Source organism: Pseudomonas sp. Ga0074129 (assembly GCA_001465025.1).
In the GTDB taxonomy this organism is placed as follows: Bacteria; Pseudomonadota; Gammaproteobacteria; order Pseudomonadales; family Pseudomonadaceae; genus Aquipseudomonas.
In genome coordinates this window covers 18,641-36,236 of record LNDO01000087.1, presented here as the reverse complement: position 1 = coordinate 36,236, position 17,596 = coordinate 18,641, and the positions used below count along the sequence as shown (strand labels likewise).

The 17,596-nt window shown below is 59.0% G+C and carries 12 protein-coding genes; 6 read left to right on the top strand and 6 right to left on the bottom strand.

Going from position 1 to position 17,596, the window contains the following annotated elements:
* Positions 1-22: 22 nt before the first annotated feature.
* The 6 genes from selO (at position 23) to AUK77_RS12630 (ending at position 6,386) form a co-directional block, all read left to right on the top strand.
* Positions 23-1,483 carry a protein adenylyltransferase SelO gene (selO, locus tag AUK77_RS12655; RefSeq protein WP_296130268.1) on the top strand — a complete coding sequence of 487 codons (1,461 nt, stop codon included), beginning with the start codon at positions 23-25 and terminating at the stop codon, positions 1,481-1,483.
* Between the two features lie 487 nt (positions 1,484-1,970).
* Entirely contained in the window at positions 1,971-2,951 is a 981-nt protein-coding gene (locus AUK77_RS12650) for a sulfite exporter TauE/SafE family protein (RefSeq protein ID WP_296130266.1), read from the top strand.
* 129 nt (positions 2,952-3,080) lie between these two features.
* Positions 3,081-4,358 (top strand): bifunctional O-acetylhomoserine aminocarboxypropyltransferase/cysteine synthase, encoded by a 1,278-nt coding sequence (locus AUK77_RS12645; protein ID WP_296130264.1) that lies wholly within the window; start codon positions 3,081-3,083, stop codon positions 4,356-4,358.
* 60 nt (positions 4,359-4,418) lie between these two features.
* Positions 4,419-4,853, top strand: a complete 435-nt coding sequence (gene trxC, locus AUK77_RS12640; protein ID WP_296130263.1) for a thioredoxin TrxC — start codon at positions 4,419-4,421, stop codon at positions 4,851-4,853.
* Between the two features lie 201 nt (positions 4,854-5,054).
* Positions 5,055-5,498: a YiiD C-terminal domain-containing protein gene (locus tag AUK77_RS12635; RefSeq protein WP_296130261.1), complete on the top strand. Its 444-nt coding sequence runs from the start codon at positions 5,055-5,057 to the stop codon at positions 5,496-5,498.
* Between the two features lie 87 nt (positions 5,499-5,585).
* Positions 5,586-6,386 carry a universal stress protein gene (locus AUK77_RS12630; protein ID WP_296130259.1) on the top strand — a complete coding sequence of 267 codons (801 nt, stop codon included), beginning with the start codon at positions 5,586-5,588 and terminating at the stop codon, positions 6,384-6,386.
* A 183-nt stretch (positions 6,387-6,569) separates the two neighbouring features.
* Here AUK77_RS12630 and AUK77_RS12625 read toward each other — a convergent pair whose 3' ends face one another.
* From AUK77_RS12625 to aroB, 6 genes are all read right to left on the bottom strand, one after another.
* Entirely contained in the window at positions 6,570-7,343 is a 774-nt protein-coding gene (locus AUK77_RS12625) for a ParA family protein (protein ID WP_296130257.1), read from the bottom strand.
* A gap of 82 nt (positions 7,344-7,425) precedes the next feature.
* Positions 7,426-8,493: a uroporphyrinogen decarboxylase gene (gene hemE / locus AUK77_RS12620; RefSeq protein WP_296130255.1), complete on the bottom strand. Its 1,068-nt coding sequence runs from the start codon at positions 8,491-8,493 to the stop codon at positions 7,426-7,428.
* A gap of 143 nt (positions 8,494-8,636) precedes the next feature.
* On the bottom strand, positions 8,637-10,055 hold the full coding sequence (locus AUK77_RS12615; protein WP_296130253.1) for an FAD-dependent oxidoreductase: 1,419 nt from the start codon (positions 10,053-10,055) through the stop codon (positions 8,637-8,639).
* Positions 10,056-10,175: 120 nt separating this feature from the next.
* A complete protein-coding gene (gene gltB, locus AUK77_RS12610; RefSeq protein ID WP_296130251.1) occupies positions 10,176-14,624 on the bottom strand; it encodes a glutamate synthase large subunit in 4,449 nt (1,482 codons plus the stop codon).
* 237 nt (positions 14,625-14,861) lie between these two features.
* Positions 14,862-16,469, bottom strand: coding sequence for an AAA family ATPase (locus AUK77_RS12605; RefSeq protein ID WP_296130250.1), 1,608 nt, complete (start codon positions 16,467-16,469; stop codon positions 14,862-14,864).
* 10 nt (positions 16,470-16,479) lie between these two features.
* Positions 16,480-17,583 (bottom strand): 3-dehydroquinate synthase, encoded by a 1,104-nt coding sequence (aroB, locus tag AUK77_RS12600; RefSeq protein WP_296130248.1) that lies wholly within the window; start codon positions 17,581-17,583, stop codon positions 16,480-16,482.
* Positions 17,584-17,596 lie beyond the last annotated feature (13 nt).

Genomic DNA, 17,596 nt, shown 5'->3' with positions numbered 1-17,596 from the left:
ACTGCCCGGCCGGAGCCAAATCGTGAAATCGCTTAACGAACTGCACTTCGACAACCGCTTCGCTCGCCTGGGTGACGCGTTCTCCACCCACGTTTTGCCCGAGCCGATTGCCGACCCGCGCCTGATCGTCGCCAGCCCGGCCGCCATGGCACTGCTCGACCTCGCCCCGAGTGAAGCCGACAGCGAACTGTTCGCGCAGATTTTCACCGGGCATAAACTGTGGAGCACAGCAGAGCCGCGCGCCATGGTCTATTCGGGGCACCAGTTCGGCGGCTACAGCCCACGCCTAGGCGACGGGCGCGGTTTGCTGCTGGGTGAAGTCATCAACAACGCGGGCCAGTATTGGGACCTGCACCTTAAGGGCGCCGGACCAACCCCCTACTCACGCTCCGGCGATGGCCGCGCGGTGCTGCGTTCCTCGATCCGTGAATTTCTCGCCAGCGAACACCTGCATGCACTCGGCATCCCCAGCTCACGGGCGCTGTGCGTAACCGGCTCCAGCACCCCGGTGTGGCGCGAAAAACAGGAGCGCGCCGCCATGGTGCTGCGCCTGGCGCCCAGCCATATCCGCTTTGGTCACTTCGAGTACTTCTACTACACCCGCCAGCACGACCAGCTCAAACAACTGGCCGAGCATGTGCTGCACCAGCATTACGCCGACTGCGCGCAACAGGAGCAGCCATACCTGGCCATGTTCCGCGAAATCCTTGAGCGCAACGCGGCCATGATCGCCTACTGGCAAGCGTATGGTTTCTGTCATGGCGTGATGAACACCGACAACATGTCGATCCTCGGCATCACCTTCGACTATGGCCCCTACGCCTTCCTCGATGATTTCGACGCCCGGCACATCTGCAATCACTCCGATGACAGCGGCCGCTACAGCTTCAGCAATCAGGTGCCCATTGCCCAATGGAACCTCGCGGCCCTCGGCCAAGCGTTGGTGCCGCTGGTGGAAATTGATGCCCTGCGCGAATGCCTTGGCTTGTTTCTGCCGTTGTATCAGGCGCATTACCTCGACCTGATGCGCAAGCGCCTGGGCCTGCTCAGCGCCGATGACGGCGACGAAGCCCTGGTGCAACGCCTGCTGCAACTGATGCAAAGCAGCGCGGTGGATTACACGCGATTCTTCCGCGAACTCGGCGACAGCCCGGCAGCGCAAGCCGTGGCGCGCCTGCGCGACGACTTCACTGACCTCGCCGGCTTCGACGCTTGGGCCGCCGACTACCTAACGCGCAGCGCACGGGATAGCAACGATCAAACGCAGCGCCGCACACGCATGCACGCGGCCAACCCCAACTACATCCTGCGCAATTACCTGGCCCAAGAGGCGATTGAAGCCGCCGAACAAGGCGACTACGCCCCCGTGCGCGAACTGCATCAGGTGCTGTCACAGCCCTTCGATGAACAACCCGGCTTCGAACGCTACGCCCAGCGCCCGCCAGAGTGGGGCAAGCATTTGGAAATCAGCTGCTCGTCGTAGCCAGTTGCACACAGCGGGAGAGGCTTTAGCCGCGACATTCGCCGCTAAAGCGCCTCCCACAAGACACTCCCGATACACAGCAACGCACAGACACAGTGCGTGGTAGCCATAGGATGGATGACGCCTTTTTCATCCTCCAAACCTGCCACGGTAGATGGATAGAGCGCCATCTCCCCTACTCACTACGCCTAACGCCCAGAGCGGGGCAAGCATTTGGAAATCAGCTGCTCGTCGTAGCCAGTTGCGCACAGAGGGAGAGGCTTTAACCGCGACAATCGCCGCTAAAGCGCCTCCCACGAGACGCTCCCGATACACGGCAACGCACAGACACAGTGCGCGGCAGAGCGACCAGTACAGCCTTATCTATTAAACCGAAAAGGCATATAAACCTTTCCAAACATTCTTAGACTATCTAAGAAAAGCCGATTATCTTCGCGGCCTGCTTACGCCCTGTTCTACCACCCGCTGTCAGGTGCGCACTTTAGTTATGAAAATTCGTGATCTCGATCTCAGCCCGAGCACGCTCAATGATGAGCACCAAGCGTTGGGTCTACCTCCCGTAGAAGACTTCGTCACCCACCCGGACAATCACCCAGTATTGCGCGCAGCCGTATGGTTCGCAGCACTGACATTGATCGGCCTGCTGCTGTTCTTGGCGTGGCGATTGTTCTTTGGCGATAACAACGGCCACAGCGGCCTTGAAATCATCGAAACCACCCTCCACAGCCCAACGTTCTGGAGCGCCGTGGCGGTCGGTTTCTTCGCCCAGGTCATTGATGGTGCTCTGGGGATGGCCTACGGCATCACGGCCACCACCTTCCTGCTAAGCGCCGGCGCATCTCCGGCCGCGGCGAGCGCAAGCGTTCACATTGCGGAGGTATTCACCACCGGTTTATCGGGGATTTCCCATGCCAAACTGGGCAACGTGAATAAATCGCTGTTCTTGCGCCTGCTGTTGCCCGGCATCATTGGCGCCGTTCTTGGTGCCTTGCTGATCACCAGTTTTGATGGAGATGTCTTAAAGCCTTTTATCTCCGCCTACTTGTTGTTGATGGGGCTTTACATCCTCAGCAAAGCCTATCGTCATGTGAAACAACAGCGTCGCGAACCTAAGCATGTGGCCAAGCTGGCCCTTTTTGGAGGGTTTGTGGATGCGGCGGGCGGCGGCGGGTGGGGACCGGTCGTGACCAGCAGCTTACTGGGTTCGGGGAGCGATCCTCGCACCACCATTGGCTCAGTAAACTTCGCCGAGTTCTTCCTGACCATCGCAAGTGCCACTTCCTTTATCCTGCTGGCGGGCCAACCGGATACGTGGATGATGGTTGCAGGCCTGGTCTTTGGCGGCATGTTTGCGGCGCCTTTTGCTGCACTGCTGTGCAAAAAGCTTTCTGCGCGCACCCTGTTAACCATTGTTGGCTGCCTCATCACCCTGATCAGCGCCTATAACATTTACAAAGCACTTAGCTGAACAGTCAACTCGGCATAAGCCTAATAAACGTTCTAACAAAGGCCCGTTTCATTGCCCCAGCGCATTGACCGGGCCTTCTTGCTTTGGCCATGCTGCGGGTCTTTCAAACTGCCCTGAAGGAACGCGCGCATGAAATTGGAAACCTTGGCCATCCACGCCGGCTACAGCCCCGACCCGACCACCAAGGCGGTGGCGGTGCCGATCTACCAGACCAGCTCCTTTGCCTTCGACGACACCCAGCACGGTGCCGATCTGTTCGACCTGAAGGTCGCCGGCAATATCTATTCACGGATCATGAACCCAACCAACGCCGTGCTCGAAGAGCGCGTGGCGGCGCTGGAAGGTGGCGTCGGTGCGCTGGCGGTGGCCTCCGGCATGGCGGCCATCACCTATGCCATCCAGACCGTCGCCGAAGCGGGCGACAACATCGTTTCGGTGGCCAAGCTGTATGGCGGCACCTATAACCTGCTGGCCCACACCCTGCCGCGTTTTGGCATCGAGACACGCTTCGCCGCCCACGACAACATCGCCGCCCTCGAAGCGCTGATCGACGACAAAACCAAAGCCGTGTTCTGCGAATCCATCGGTAACCCGGCGGGCAATATCGTTGACCTGGCCGCGCTGGCCGCCGCCGCACACCGTCATGGTGTGCCATTGATCGTCGACAACACCGTGGCCACACCGATCCTCTGCCGCCCGTTCGAGCACGGCGCGGACATCGTCGTGCACTCGCTGACCAAATACATCGGCGGTCACGGCACCAGCATCGGCGGCATCGTGGTGGATTCCGGCAAATTCCCCTGGGCCGACAACAAGGCGCGCTTCCCCCTGCTCAACACGCCGGACCCGTCCTACCACGGCGTGACCTACACCGAAGCCTTCGGCCCGGCGGCCTTTATCGGTCGCTGCCGCGTAGTGCCGCTGCGCAACACCGGCGCGGCACTCTCGCCGTTCAACGCTTTCCTGATTCTGCAAGGCCTGGAAACCCTGGCGCTGCGCATGGAGCGCCACTGCGAGAACGCACTGAAGGTCGCCCATTACCTGCAAAATCACCCGCAAGTGGCTTGGGTGAAATACGCCGGCCTGCCGGATCACCCCGAGCATGCACTGGCGCAACGTTACTGCGGTGGCAAACCGGCCTCGATCCTCTCGTTCGGCATCGTCGGCGGTCAGGAAGCCGGCGCGCGCTTTATCGATGCGCTGCAGTTGGTGGTGCGCCTGGTCAACATCGGCGATGCCAAATCGCTGGCCTGCCATCCGGCTTCGACCACCCACCGCCAGCTCAATGACGAAGAGCTGCAGCGCGCCGGCGTGCCGCGTGACATGGTGCGACTGTCCATTGGTATTGAGCACAGCGACGACATCCTCGCCGACTTGGCGCAGGCGCTGGACGCCGCGGCACACTAATCGCCCTTGATATCCGCGCAAGCGACTCCAGATAAGGGATAACCGCCTCTGGAGTCGCCCATGTCCAATCCCCTGCTCATCCCCTGCCCACATTGCAACGGACTCAATCGCATCCCTGCTGAACGCCTGAGCGACTCTCCCCGCTGCGGTCGCTGCAAAGGCGAAGTGCTGCACGATAGCCCGTTTGAGCTGACCCAGGCCAACTTTGCGGCGCAGAACAAAGGCGACCTGCCGCTGCTGATCGATGTATGGGCCAGCTGGTGCGGCCCATGCCGCAGCTTTGCGCCCATCTACGAACAAGCCGCTCGCCAGCTGCAAGGCCACTGTCGGTTGAGCAAACTGGACAGCGAAGCCAACCCGCAACTCGCCGGCGAAATGGGCATTCGCTCGATCCCGACGCTGATCCTGCTCAAAGGCGGTGTTGAAGTGGCCCGACAAAGCGGCGCGCTGCCCCTGCCACAGTTGTTCGGCTGGTTGCGTCAGCACGGCATCTGACATCCCCCAAGCTATAGGACGTAGCCCGGATGAAATCCGGGAAACCCGCGCGCGTTTCTCCTGGATTGCATCCGGGCTACGCGCGGGTTACGCAGCACGGCCGGTGAGCGAATCGGTCAATCGACCGCTGAGCTCGCCGTCATTACCGCCGTCACAACCAACCTTTAGGCTGACACCACAACAATAAACGTGGAGCCCTTCATGTCGATGCCCTTGGAGTTGGTACGCCAACTCACCGAAGAACAAATCGCCTTCGTTAAACGCAGCGGGCTCAAGGCCGAGATATTGGAACCCGGACACGTCAGCCTGCTGATGCCGCTGGCCGGTAACCAAAATCACATCGGCAGCATGTACGCAGGCGCACTGTTCACCCTGGCGGAAATTCCCGGCGGCGCACTCTTTCTCACCAGCTTCGACGCGCAGCACTTTTACCCCATCATCAAGGAAATGAACCTACGCTTTCGTCGCCCGGCAACCGGTGATATTCGCGTAGAAGCACGCCTGGAAGACGCACAAATTCAGGCCCTGCAAAAACAGGCAACAGAAGAAGGCAAAGCCGACTACGTTTTAGAGTTGCAGCTGATCGACGAGAGTGGTGAAGTAGTGGCTCAGAGTCGCGGTTTGTACCAGTTACGCAAACGCTGACGCCTGACCTTGCCCTGGGTCAAAAGCGCAGTTATGACTCGAGGTCACAAAAATGTGCCGACATGCATCGGCAGGAGAGCGCCGCCCATGCCCAGTCACATCCTTATTGCCCACGACCTGCGCGACACTGCGGACATGGCCCTGTGCCGCGCCACGCAACTGGCCAAGCAATTCAACGCCAAGCTGACCATCCTTCATGTGCTTGATCCCAACAAGACCAGCCAAGAACAGGATGCCGCCAAACAGGCGCTCGATCGCAGCCTCACTCAATATGCGCCACCCGGCACACAATTGCTGGTTCGCAGCGGCATCAAACCCTCGGAAGTGGTGTTGCAACAACTTAACGAACTGGGCTGCGACCTGCTGGTACTTGGCGGTCACCACCAGCGTCATGACTTTTTCTCCGGCACCAGCTTGGACCGCATTGCGCGCAACTGCCCGGTGCCGCTGCTGCTGGTTGCACGCAATGATTCACGCCCCTACGAGCGTGCACTTTCGGCCATCGACTTCTCGCTGTGCGCCTGCAGCGCCTTGGGCCAGGCTTACCGCCTGCTGCCAGAAAACGCCACCTTGCACGCCCTGCATGTGTTTGAGCCGGACAAAGGCACACCTAAACAGGTCGAAGCACAACTGGACACACAGAAAGCCCTGATCAGCCAGCTACTGGAAGATGAGGCTCAAAACCTGCCACCGACTGGCCCCAGCCTGACCCATTCGGTCGAGCAAGGCGGAATCCTGCGCTGCCTGCAGAGCCACCTGAAAACCCACGACATTGAATTGCTGGTGCTCGGCAGCCATGGCCGCAGCGCGCTCTCACAAGCCCTGCTTGGCAGCTTGGCGCAGCACTTCCTGCACAAAGCGCCGTGTGACATTTACGTCGTCCGCTGACGATCTGCTGCGCGTCGGCCCTGCTGCGTTGAAAACAAGTTCGGAATGCTCATGTACAAAAGTACACTCCGCTTCCTCACCTGTTTTCGCCTTGCATGGCTCTAGCTCGCGAGATCTTCAATAGGCTCTGAACCAGAAAATAAAAAAGCTGCCTAGGCAGCTTTTTTGTTATCCAGGCTCTGCTCAGTCAGCGCTGTTGAGCAAGTCATGCAGCTCAACAAACTGTTGAGTCAACTTATGGTTGCGATCCAGGTAAATCAGCGGTGTGCAGGCTTGATGCGACTCACGCATCTTTACCGAACTCATCAAGTTAACCGGCAATACCGGCAACCCTTCGGCAATCAACTCATCGAGCAACTGTTGCGGCAGCGTGGCACGCGGCTGGAATTGATTGACCACAATGCCTTCGACTTCCAGGCCCTCATTGTGGTCTTCCTTGAGTTCTTCGATTTCACGCAACAAGCCATACAGCGCCTGACGCGAAAAGCTGTCGCAGTCAAAAGGAATCAACACCCGATCCGCCGCGATCAATGCCGATACCGTGTAGAAGTTCAACGCGGGCGGGGTGTCTAAATAAATCCGCTCGTAATCTTCACTGAGGTCTTCGAGCAGTTTGCGCAGCTTGTTGATCTTGTGCTTTTGCTCAAGTTTGGGCTGCAAATCAGCCAGCTCAGCCGTGGCGGTGACGACATGCAGGTTGTCGAATGGCGTTTCGTAGATATCCACGCCGCCCTTCTTACCGAACGGCGCTGACGACAACGTGCCTTTAAAGAACTCAGCGATACCCATGGGGATGTCCTCGCCGGTAAGACCGGTGAGGTAATGGGTCGAATTGGCCTGAGCATCAAGGTCGATCAGCAGCGTGCGATAGCCCTGAGAGGCGCTTACCGCAGCCAGGTTGCAGGCAATGCTGGACTTACCCACCCCGCCCTTCTGGTTAAAAATCACGCGCCGCATGAAACACCTCCCTGAGCCCCGAAATGGTCTTGGATTCTATGCAAAGTACGTGACAAGGGCGAGGCTTTAGCAAACCTCCCGATCAGCCGTGATACTGCGCCGACAACTCATGCACCGCTTCGAAGAAGGCGCGAGCGTGCTCCGGGTTCACTTCCGGGGTGATGCCGTGGCCGAGGTTGAAGACATGGCCGCTGCCATGACCATACGCCGCGAGGATGCGCCCTACTTCGGCGCGGATCGCTGCCGGGTTGGCATACAGCACGCTAGGGTCCATGTTGCCTTGCAGTGCCACCTTGTTGCCGACGCGGGCGCGGGCGCTGCCGATGTCGCAGGTCCAGTCCAAACCCAGTGCCTCAACGCCGGTTTCAGCCATGGACTCCAACCACAGACCGCCACCCTTGGTGAACAGAATGACCGGTACACGGCGGCCGTCGTGCTCACGAATCAGGCCATCGACGATTTTCTTCATGTAGGCCAGCGAAAACTCTTGGTAGGCCGCCGACGACAGTGAGCCACCCCAGGAGTCGAAGATCTGCACCGCTTGCGCACCCGCTCTGATCTGCCCGTTGAGGTAACTGGTCACTGACTGCGCCAGTTTATCGAGGAGTGCATGCATGGCCTGCGGGTTGTCGTAGAGCATGGCCTTGGATTTGCGGAAGTCTTTGCTTGAGCCGCCTTCGACCATATACGTGGCCAGCGTCCAAGGGCTGCCGGAGAAGCCGATCAGCGGCACACGGCCGTTTAGCTCGCGGCGAATGGTGCGTACGGCCTCCATCACATAACCCAGGTCCTGCTCGGGATCGGGAATGGGTAGCGCCTCGATATCGGCCATCGAACTGATCACTTTCTTGAAGCGCGGGCCTTCGCCGGTTTCAAAGTACAGGCCTTGGCCCATGGCATCAGGGATGGTCAGGATGTCGGAGAAGAGGATTGCCGCATCCAGTTGCGGGTAACGGTCCAGCGGCTGGATCGTGACTTCACAGGCCAGTTCCGGGTTCTTCATCAGCTTGACGAAATCACCGGCTTTAGCGCGGGTCGCGCGGTACTCCGGCAGGTAACGACCAGCCTGACGCATCATCCACACGGGGGTAACGTCCACCGGTTGCTTGAGCAGGGCACGAAGGAAGCGGTCGTTCTTCAAGACGGTCATGGCAGATCCCGATCTAAGTCAGCAGTAAAAAGTGCGGGCATTTTCGCAGAGCGCAAAACAAAAGGCACGGCGAGTGCCGTGCCTTTTGTCTATAGGGTCAATTTGTCGCGGCCGCCGTTGGGCTTCGCTGCGCTCAACCCAACCTACACGCCGAGGTAGTCGAGGATACCTTCGGCGGCATTACGGCCTTCGAAGATCGCCGTTACCACCAGGTCAGAACCGCGCACCATATCGCCACCCGCAAAGATTTTCGGGTTGCTGGTCTGGTGCTTGAATTGGCTCTGCTCAGGCGCAACGACGCGGCCCTGGTTGTCGGTTTCGATTTTGAAATCGGGGAACCAGGCAGCTGGGCTTGGACGGAAGCCGAAGGCGATCAGCACGGCTTCCGCCGGGATGATTTCCTCAGAACCCGGAATCGGCTCAGGGCTGCGACGGCCACGGGCATCCGGCTCACCGAGGCGAGTTTCGACCACTTTAACGCCCTCAACCTTGCCGTCACCGACGATGGCGATGGGTTGGCGGTTGAAGAGGAACTTCACCCCTTCTTCCTTGGCGTTTTTCACTTCCTTGCGCGAGCCCGGCATGTTCTCTTCGTCGCGGCGGTAAGCGCAGGTGACCGACTTAGCCCCCTGACGGATCGACGTACGGTTGCAGTCCATCGCCGTATCACCACCGCCGAGGACGACGATGCGCTTGCCTTTCATGTCGATAAAGTCTTCAGGCGACTTCTCGAAACCGAGGTTGCGGTTCACGTTGGCAACCAGGAAGTCCAGCGCATCGGTGACGCCCGGCAGGTCTTCACCAGGGAAGCCGCCCTTCATGTAGGTGTAGGTGCCCATGCCCATAAACACGGCGTCGTACTCATCCAGCAGTTGCTGCATGGTCACGTCTTTGCCGATTTCGGTGTTCAGACGGAACTCGACACCCATGCCGGTGAAAACTTCACGGCGGTGGCTCAACACGGTTTTTTCCAGCTTGAACTCAGGAATACCAAAGGTCAGCAGGCCGCCGATTTCCGGGTTCTTGTCGAACACCACCGGGGTCACACCGTTGCGCACCAGTACGTCGGCGCAGCCCAGGCCAGCAGGGCCCGAACCAATAATCGCCACGCGCTTGCCGGTCGGCACAACGCCCGACATATCCGGACGCCAGCCCATGGCGAAGGCCGTGTCGGTGATGTATTTCTCCACCGAACCGATGGTCACTGCACCAAAACCGTCGTTCAGGGTGCACGCACCCTCGCACAGACGGTCCTGCGGACACACGCGGCCGCAGACTTCCGGCAGGGTGTTGGTCTGGTGCGACAGTTCGGCGGCGGCGAGGATGTTGCCCTCGGACACCAGCTTGAGCCAGTTGGGAATGAAGTTGTGCACCGGGCACTTCCATTCGCAATAGGGGTTACCGCAGCCCAGGCAACGGTGCGCCTGGTCAGCCGCTTGGGCAGGCTTGAAGTTGTCGTAGATCTCGACGAACTCTTTCTTACGCTGACGCAACAGTTTCTTCTTCGGGTCTTTGCGCCCGACTTCGATGAACTGGAAGTCGTTATTCAGACGTTCAGTCATTGCATTACCTCTTAACCGCAGCTGCACGCTTCAAGCGTTGCGCCGCAAGACAATCACGTTGATCCGGTAAGCCCTGGTTGCTTCTGACTGCAGCCTAAGGCTTACCGCTTGCAACTGCTTTTATTGCGGGTTGGCACGTGTGCTGGAGAGCAACGACTTCAGGCTTGCCGCCTTCGGTTTGACCAGCCAGAACTTGCGCAGGTAGTCGTCGAGGTTTTCCAGCAGGGTAGCGCCCCACTCGCTCGATGTTTCTTGGACGTACTCAGTGAGCACGCGCTCCAGGTGGCTACGGTAAGCCTCCATCGACTCATTGTTAATGCGCTGAATTTCCACCAGCTCATGGTTAACACGGTCGTAGAAGCTGTTATCCAGATCAAGCACATAGGCGAAACCGCCGGTCATGCCAGAGCCGAAGTTGTAGCCTGTTTTACCCAGCACGCAGACAAAGCCGCCAGTCATGTATTCGCAGCAATGATCGCCCGTGCCTTCTACGACGGTATGCGCGCCGGAGTTCCGCACAGCAAAACGCTCGCCTGCAGTACCTGCAGCAAACAGCTTGCCGCCAGTGGCACCGTACAAGCAGGTGTTACCGATGATGGCGCTGTCCTGCGTCTTGAACGGGCTGCCTTTCGGCGGGGTGATCACTAGCTTGCCACCGGTCATGCCCTTGCCGACGTAATCGTTGGCATCGCCTTCCAAATACAGGTTCAGACCACCGGCGTTCCACACGCCGAAGCTCTGGCCAGCCGTGCCCTTGAAGCGGAACGTAATCGGCGCCTTGGCCATGCCCTGGTTGCCGTGCTTGCGGGCGATTTCGCCGGAGACACGAGCACCAATGGAGCGGTCGCAGTTGCAGATGTCCAACTCAAACTCGGCACCGCTGGCCGCATCAATAGCAGACCTGGCCAACTCGACCATCTTCTCGGCCAGCAGGCCTTCATCGAATGGCGGGTTCTTCTCGACCAAACAGAACTGCGGCTTGTCCGCTGGAATGTGGTCGCTGCCGAGCAGCGGCGTCAGGTCCAGATGACCCTGCTTGGCGGTCTCGCCCGGCAGCATTTCCAGCAGATCGGTACGGCCGATCAGCTCTTCCAGGCTGCGCACGCCCAACTTGGCCAGCCACTCACGGGTTTCTTCGGCGACATAGGTGAAGAAATTCATCACCATTTCGACGGTGCCGATGAAGTGGTCCTTGCGTAGCTTGTCGTTCTGCGTGGCCACACCGGTGGCGCAGTTGTTCAGGTGGCAAATACGCAGGTATTTGCAGCCCAGCGCGATCATCGGCGCGGTACCAAAGCCAAAGCTTTCGGCACCGAGGATCGCCGCTTTGATCACGTCGAGGCCGGTCTTCAGACCACCGTCAGTCTGTACCCGCACTTTGCCGCGCAGGTCGTTGCCGCGCAGGGTCTGGTGGGTTTCAGCGAGGCCGAGCTCCCACGGCGCGCCCGCATACTTGATCGAGGTCAGCGGCGATGCACCGGTACCACCGTCGTAACCGGAGATGGTGATCAGGTCGGCATAGGCCTTGGCCACGCCGGCGGCAATGGTGCCGACACCGGCTTCCGCCACCAGCTTGACCGAGACCAACGCCTGCGGATTGACCTGCTTAAGGTCAAAAATCAGCTGCGCCAAGTCTTCAATCGAATAGATGTCATGGTGCGGCGGTGGCGAAATCAGCGTCACGCCCGGCACGGCGTAGCGCAATTTAGCGATCAAACCGTTGACCTTACCGCCCGGCAGTTGGCCGCCCTCACCAGGCTTGGCACCTTGAGCCACCTTAATCTGCAGCACTTCGGCGTTGACCAGGTATTCCGGGGTTACACCGAAACGGCCGGTAGCGACTTGCTTGATTTTCGAGCTGCGCACGGTGCCGTAGCGGGCCGGGTCTTCGCCGCCCTCACCGGAGTTAGAGCGCGCGCCCAGACGGTTCATCGCCTCGGCGATGGCTTCGTGAGCTTCCGGCGACAACGCGCCGAGGGAAATCCCGGCAGAGTCAAAGCGCTTGAGAATTTCACCCAGCGGCTCAACCTGATCCAGTGCGATTGGCTGATCGGCCAACTTCAGTTTCAGCAGGTCGCGCAGCATCGAGACCGGACGGGTGTCGACCAGCGTGGTGTATTCCTTGAATTTTTCGTAGCTGCCTTGCTGCACCGCCGCCTGCAGGGTGTTGACCACATCCGGGTTGTAGGCGTGGTACTCGCCGCCGTAAACAAACTTGAGCAAGCCGCCTTGCTGGATCGACTTGCGCGCGTTCCAGGCTTCGGCCGCGAGCAGCTTCTGCTCGTTTTCGATATCGACGAAGCGCGCGCCCTTGATGCGGCTGGCCACACCCCGGAAGCACAGTTCGGTGACGTCATCGGCCAGGCCGACGGCTTCGAACAACTGCGCACCACGGTAGGACGCCACGGTGGAGATCCCCATCTTCGACAGGATCTTCAGCAGGCCTTTGGAGATGCCTTTGCGGTAGTGCTTGAACACTTCATACAAATCGCCCAGCACTTCGCCGGTGCGAATCAGGTCGCCCAGCACCTCATAAGCGAGGAACGGGTAAACCGCCGACGCGCCGAAGCCGAGCAGCACTGCATAGTGGTGCGGGTCGCGGGCAGTCGCCGTCTCGACCAAGATGTTGCAGTCGCAACGCAGGCCTTTTTCGGTCAGGCGGTGGTGAATCGCACCGGTAACCAGCGAGGCGTGAGCCGGCAGTTTGCCTGGCGCAATGTGGCGGTCAGACAGAACCAGCAGCACCTTACCGGCGCGCACGGCTTCTTCAGCCTGATCAGCCATATTGCGCACAGCGGCTTCCAGACCGAGCGACTCGTCGTAGTTCATGTCGATCAGTTGACGCTCGAAGCCTGGGCGATCCAGGTTCATCAAGGCGCGCCACTTAGCCGGCGAGATCACCGGGCTGCTGAGAATCACCCGAGCGGCGTGCTCCGGCGACTCTTCGAAGATATTGCGCTCGGCACCGAGGCAGATCTCCAGCGACATGACGATGGCTTCGCGCAGCGGGTCGATTGGCGGGTTGGTGACCTGCGCGAACTGCTGACGGAAGTAGTCATAAGGCGAACGCACGCGCTGGCTGAGCACAGCCATCGGCGTATCGTCACCCATGGAGCCGACCGCTTCCTGGCCTTGTTCGCCCAACGGACGCAGCACCTGATCACGCTCTTCGAAGGTGACCTGGTACATCTTCATGTACTGCTTGAGCTGGCCGACGTCATAGAACGCCGAGCCATGGTCGCGGTCTTCCAAGGTCGCCTGAATGCGCTGGGCACTCTTGCGCATCCACTGCTTGTAGGGGTGACGCGACTTCAGGCGGTTATCGATGTCATCGCTGCCGAGGATCTGCCCGGTTTCGGTGTCCACCGCGAGAATCTGCCCCGGGCCTACGCGGCCTTTGGCCAATACGTCTTCAGGGGCGTAGTTCCACACGCCGATTTCCGACGCCAGAGTGATATAGCCATTTTTGGTGGTGACCCAACGCGCCGGACGCAGACCGTTACGGTCGAGCAGGCACACAGCATGGCGGCCGTCGGTAAGCACCACACCGGCCGGACCATCCCAGGGCTCCATGTGCATGGAGTTGTATTCGTAGAACGCACGCAGGTCGGCGTCCATGGTTTCAACGTTCTGCCAGGCTGGCGGAATAATCATGCGCACGCCACGGAACAGGTCGATGCCGCCGGTGACCATCAACTCGAGCATGTTGTCCATGCTGGAAGAGTCGGAACCCACGCGGTTAACCAGCGGACCGAGTTCGTCCAAATCAAAGATCTGATCGTTGGCGAACTTCAGGCGACGTGCCTGGGCCCAGTTGCGGTTACCGGTGATGGTGTTGATTTCACCGTTGTGCGCCAGAAAGCGGAACGGCTGAGCCAGCGGCCACTTCGGCAAGGTGTTGGTGGAGAAACGCTGGTGGAAGACGCAAATGGCGGTCTGCAGGCGCTCATCACCCAAGTCTGGGTAGAACTGCTGAAGGTCGGCCGGCATCATCAGGCCTTTGTAGATGATGGTCTTGTGCGAAAAACTGCAGATGTAGTGATCGCTATCAGCGGCATTGGCCACCGACGAACGGCGCCGCGCACTGAACAGCTTGATCGCAAATTCCTGATCGGAAAGGCCTTCGCCCCCGATAAACACCTGCTCAATCTGCGGCAAACGCTCAAGCGCAAGACGACCCAGCACGCTGGTGTCGATCGGTACCTTGCGCCAGCCGACCAGTTGCAAACCGGCCGCCAGAATCTCGCGATTCATGTTTTCGCGCGCCGCTTCGGCTTTAACCGGGTCTTGGTTGAGGAACACCATGCCCACGGCGTACTGCTTAGGCAGTTCAACGGCAAAGTGCTGCTGGGCCATGGCCCGCAGGAAAGTATCAGGCTTCTGGATCAGCAGACCGCAACCGTCACCGGTTTTACCATCGGCGTTAATCCCGCCGCGGTGGGTCATGCATGTCAGGGCTTCAATCGCGGTCTGCAGCAGGTGATGGCTAGCCTCACCCTGCATATGGGCGATCAGGCCGAAGCCGCAGTTATCCTTGAACTCATCAGGACGGTACAAACCTGCTTTCATAGGGACTCTCACCAGACGGCCTTTCACAAGGCAATTACTTTCTAATTCAACCACTTACCAATCGCGCAGGGCTGTGCCCCAGCTTTGCGCAGGCGAAAGGGTGGTCATTGTACATACCCACCTAGGCGGTCACAAATCTTAGTGACGAAGCCTTGAAAACTTATGTCGCTAAAACGAAGGATAAGACTGGAAGGTCGTGGTAGCGACCAACCAGTCAGCGATGCACCAACGAGCCTGCTACCTGGCCTGAGCAATTTCTTGCTGAATGCCCGCAAAGTTTCGTGGCCAGGGCTTCCCAGCCTGCACCTTGGCAGGCAGCGAACGCAAGGCCGCTTGCGCCGCATCACGCGTCGCAAAGCTGCCATACGTCACCACGTACAATGGCTGCCCCTGGTGCAACTTCTTGAAGTAACGGTATTCCGAGCCGTGCGCCTTAACAAAAGCTTGCGCTCCGCTCTCCTGGCGCGCACCCAGAATTTGCAGAGTAAACCGCGAGCCCGCTTGGGTCGCATACCAACCACCGGCAGTTGCACTCTTCACCGGCGCAGCAGGCGTTTGCGGCTTGGCGATCTGCGACGGCGCAACGGCCGGCGCAACCGGTCTAGCAACAGGCACAGCAGGCTTAGGGACAGGGGCAACCGGCACCGCAGCAGGAGCAGGAGCAGGAGCAGGAGCAGGAGCAGGAGCAGGAGCAGGAGCAGCCTGCACAACTGGTGCGACAGGAACAACAGGAACCGCATCAGCAGTCATACCGCGCGCAACGGCTGCGCCTACGCCCTCCGACTCTTCGACTCCGCCCAACCCAGCCGCCTGTGCCAAGGGCTCGCGAATAACCGGTTGCGCCTCCCCCACCAAAGGAAGCGGCAGAGGCTGATTAGCCCCCTCGAATTGAATGGCAGGCGCGCCTGACGCTGGAGTCTCGGCCTGCACTTCAACAGGCGCAGCCTCACCGAGAGGCAGCTCTGCAATAACCGGCGCCTCAGCATCATCCGCCACCCGATCTTGCATAAACCAAGCGGCCATCACACCAACAATCACAACGCACAAAGCAAGCAGATGCTTGCGAGGTAAACTGAACGCAAAACCTCCACGCGCCCCTTTCGCACGCTGAGCCAGCATGCCGTCGACCAAAACATCGCGCGCCACTTCATTGATTAAGCCAGGCCAGCCACCTGAACGCTCTTGGATTTCTTCCAGCTGCTCCTCACTCAGAAGCTCAACACCCTGACCCGCCCCTTCAAGACGCTGCGAAAGATACTCGCGCGCCTCATCTTCGCTATAGGGCTGCAACTCAATGACATGAAATCGCTCATCACCAGCCGATACATGATCAAGTCTTGGCAACAACTGCGACTCAGCAAATAAGAACACGTGCGCTCGCCCTTCGGCATTTCCCGCCGCCAGACTCATGAGCATGGTCAACGCGGCATCACTCAAGTCTTCAGCGTCATCAATCAGGATATAGACATCTTGCCCGGTCAATGCCAGTTGCGCGATCTGGGCTAAAACTGCCGGTAAGTCCGGACGCTGCACCTGCAGACCTTGCGCCACCTGTCGCAAAATACTGGCAGGATCAGATGCACCTTTAGCCGAGACAACCACACTGAGCACTGATTGCTTGTTGGTGCTGGCCACCAAAGCCTGTCGCAACAGCGTCTTTCCGCTGCCGTCCGGCCCACTGACCACAAGCAATAATTGGCTATAGCGAGCCAAATGGTGCAGTTGGCCGAGCACCGGCTTTCGCTGTGCGGGAAAGAACTTAAAACCCGGAACGCGCGCTGCAAAAGGGTCATGAGTAAACTGGTAGTGATCGAGAAAAGACTCGTCAGCATGCAAACTGGTCATGGGGCACTCATTAGTTTTTAAGCAAAGCCAACTGCGCGGCGTAATCAGCGCTTAGCGTGGCATCCAAAATTTCACGCGGGAAGTCACCCGTAACAACGGCCTCACCCAAACCCTGCAACAGCACTAGGCGTAACTTTCCGTTCATCACCTTTTTATCGACCGCCATGTGCTCCATAAAGTCCTCAGCAGTCATATCCTGAGGCGGTACAACAGGTAAACCTGCGGAGATAAACAGGCGTACTACGCGCTCACGCTCTGCTGTGGTGATCCAACCAAGTCGCTCCGACATATCCAAAGCCATGACCGTACCCGCCGCAACAGCCTCGCCATGCAGCCAGTTGCCGTAGCCCTGATGGGTTTCAATCGCATGACCAAACGTATGACCCAGATTGAGCGTGGCACGCACACCTGACTCACGCTCATCGGTTGCAACCACACGCGCCTTGGCAGCGCAGGAGCGCTCAATAGCTTGAGCGAGAACAACCTGATCGAGCGCTCGCAATGCCGACATATGCTCTTCAAGCCAAGTCAAAAAAGGCTCATCGCATATCAAGCCATACTTGATAACCTCAGCCAAACCCGCGGAAAGCTCTCGGGCGGGCAAGGTCAAGAGCGTTGCTGTATCAATCAGCACCGCCTGGGGCTGATAAAACGCACCAATCATGTTCTTGCCCAGAGGGTGATTGATGCCTGTTTTGCCACCCACCGAGGAGTCAACCTGAGAGAGCAATGTGGTTGGCACCTGAATGAAATTCACCCCGCGCTGGTAGCAGGCAGCAGCAAATCCCGCCATGTCACCGATAACACCACCACCAAGCGCTATGACCGTTGTGCCGCGATCGTGACGAGCACCGAGGAGACCATCAAAAATGAGCTGCAGTGTTTCCCACGTCTTGAAACGTTCACCGTCAGGCAATATCACAGTGGTGACGCTTGAGCCTGCAAGAAGTCGCTCAAGGCCAGCTAAATAGAATGGCGCGACCGTTTCATTGGTAATGATTGCGACTTGCCGACCGGCAATATGCGCAGCCAGCAGGTCGGCGCGCGCCAACAAATCAGCACCTATGTAAATCGGATAGCTGCGCTCAGCAAGATCGACATGAATAGTCTGCATAAGGCCCCCAGAA

What these genes read in the sequence shown, in the direction of transcription:
- gltB (WP_296130251.1), bottom strand. Translation starts at nt 14,624, where the DNA reads ATGAAAGCAGGTTTGTACCGTCCTGATGAGTTCAAGGATAACTGCGGC.
- AUK77_RS12615 (WP_296130253.1), bottom strand. Translation starts at nt 10,055, where the DNA reads ATGACTGAACGTCTGAATAACGACTTCCAGTTCATCGAAGTCGGGCGC.
- AUK77_RS12635 (WP_296130261.1), top strand. Translation starts at nt 5,055, where the DNA reads ATGTCGATGCCCTTGGAGTTGGTACGCCAACTCACCGAAGAACAAATC.
- AUK77_RS12625 (WP_296130257.1), bottom strand. Translation starts at nt 7,343, where the DNA reads ATGCGGCGCGTGATTTTTAACCAGAAGGGCGGGGTGGGTAAGTCCAGC.
- hemE (WP_296130255.1), bottom strand. Translation starts at nt 8,493, where the DNA reads ATGACCGTCTTGAAGAACGACCGCTTCCTTCGTGCCCTGCTCAAGCAA.
- AUK77_RS12645 (WP_296130264.1), top strand. Translation starts at nt 3,081, where the DNA reads ATGAAATTGGAAACCTTGGCCATCCACGCCGGCTACAGCCCCGACCCG.
- AUK77_RS12650 (WP_296130266.1), top strand. Translation starts at nt 1,971, where the DNA reads ATGAAAATTCGTGATCTCGATCTCAGCCCGAGCACGCTCAATGATGAG.
- AUK77_RS12630 (WP_296130259.1), top strand. Translation starts at nt 5,586, where the DNA reads ATGCCCAGTCACATCCTTATTGCCCACGACCTGCGCGACACTGCGGAC.
- AUK77_RS12605 (WP_296130250.1), bottom strand. Translation starts at nt 16,469, where the DNA reads ATGACCAGTTTGCATGCTGACGAGTCTTTTCTCGATCACTACCAGTTT.
- trxC (WP_296130263.1), top strand. Translation starts at nt 4,419, where the DNA reads ATGTCCAATCCCCTGCTCATCCCCTGCCCACATTGCAACGGACTCAAT.
- aroB (WP_296130248.1), bottom strand. Translation starts at nt 17,583, where the DNA reads ATGCAGACTATTCATGTCGATCTTGCTGAGCGCAGCTATCCGATTTAC.